At 52.8% G+C, this 1844-nt stretch carries 1 protein-coding gene; it reads left to right on the top strand.

The window, feature by feature from the left end; genetic code table 11:
- Window positions 1–172 precede the first annotated feature (172 nt).
- Window positions 173–1642 carry an IS1380-like element ISPaen1 family transposase gene (locus RW092_RS12925; RefSeq protein WP_316010396.1) on the top strand — a complete coding sequence of 490 codons (1470 nt, stop codon included), beginning with the start codon at window positions 173–175 and terminating at the stop codon, window positions 1640–1642.
- Window positions 1643–1844: the final 202 nt, after the last annotated feature.

Below are 1844 nucleotides of genomic sequence, written 5' to 3'. Positions count from 1 at the left end.
AACATGAATTCGGAATGTAGCCTAGCCAAAATCTGAGAGATTCACGTTGTGACAAGGCATTTTCGTCATAAAAAGTTGCCAATTTTTTTGCAAAATAAACAGGACACTGCAAGCCTCTTGTCAAAGGTTAAACCACCACGAATAACCAACGAGAGGAAGTGTCCCTAGCAACATGGTACCACAAGCAACGAACCATGCGCCAGAACGAAAATCACGCCGCGAACGCCGAATTGAAATTCTTGCGGAGCGTCGCCGAATCAAGCAGATCATGAAGAAGTTGAGACCGGTCACATTCGACAACAACACCGTCACGGAAGCCGGGAACTTCCAGTTCCTTGCCAGGTTCAAGGAACTCATCGGTCTGGACACCCTTATTGAGAGTCACGTTCATCTGGAACAAACAGCCAACTGTGTCTACACGGCCGAAAAGCTCGTCGATCACCTGCTGGACTGCGCGCTACTCGGCCACACACGTTTTTCACATATGAATGCCCTGCAGTCGGACCCTGGTTACCAGATCGTTACCGGCATCGAGCGTTTTCCTGACGAAAGCACCTTTCGCAATTTCCTGGGCAAACTCACCTGGAGCCATCTGATTCAGCTTGTCGCGTTAAACCGGGATTTGCTGGCACATAAGGCGCGGACGGGCGAAAAGCGCCTGGTCTGGATCGACATCGACGACACGGTCATCACGCTGTTCGGGGAGCAGGAAGGCGCGACAAACGGCTACAATCCGCGTTACCACGGACGTCCCTCGTACAAGATCCGGGTTGCTTTCATCGCCGGAAGCGGCGAGCTGATCCACTTGCAACTGAATCCCGGCAACATGAACGGCATGAAGGATTTGCTCTCGTTCGTTAAAGAAGTCGAAGCGATGCTGCCGCCGGAATGGATCGTCGAAGGCATCCGGGCCGACTGCGGTTTTGCCGACGAAGCTGTCATGGCGTACGCCGAAGAACGCGGCTGGCAGTACATCTTCAAGCTCCCGAAGAAAGCGACCGTCAAGAAGGCCATCGCTTATCTGCAGCAGCATCCCGCCTTTTGGGAGACGCTGAACGAAAAGGAAGAGCACATTACGTTCGCAGACGAGAATGATCGTTGGGCTGCTGCCGACATCCCGATTCTCCTTACCAACTGGGAGAAAGCCAGGCGCTGTGTCATCTACCGGGAAGCCCACGAAACCGAGCGTACAACCGATGGCCAATTGACGATGGCTCTCACGACCTATTCCTTCCAAGCCATTGTCACCAATACCGATCTCAAGCCGCTCATGCTGCTTCGCTCGTACAACAAGCGCGCCAACATCGAGAATCGCATCGATGAATTGAAAGAAGGTTATGCGGTGGAACAAAACAGCCAACATTCCATGCTCCGCAACCTGCTGTTCAGCTGGATCAAGGCCATTGCCTACAACGTGATGGTCTGGTTCAAACAGACGCTGATGCCGGAAACCTTGCAGCGGTGCGAAGTCCAAACGATTCGCCGAGCGGTGATCCGGGTACCCGGCAATGTGGTCGGCTCCGGTCGCTACCAGCATATCCGGCTTGCGCCGAATCCGACGCTCGCTGGAATCGTCGATGCGATGCAGCAAAAGCTCAGAGCATTGGCCATAAGCTTCATTCCGACTCTACATGCGGCCTAACGGTTCGATTCATCCCTGGCCATAACGGCATTTCGACCTGTAAAAATCAGGTCTTCTTTGGGTTGTGCAAAAAAACGCAGGATCACATCAGAACGTAAGAAGACTTAAAAGCCCGGCTCCAAAAACGCATTGAAACAGGCATTCCGTAGTGCGATGGCGGGTTATCCACAGGCCTGAGTTATCCACATTCCGATTTCATGTT

The organism is Paenibacillus sp. 3LSP (assembly GCF_032465655.1).
Classification (GTDB): domain Bacteria; phylum Bacillota; class Bacilli; order Paenibacillales; family Paenibacillaceae; genus Fontibacillus; species Fontibacillus barengoltzii.
The sequence above is the reverse complement of the archived record's forward strand: the minus strand, read 5'-3'. Positions and strand labels throughout refer to the sequence as shown.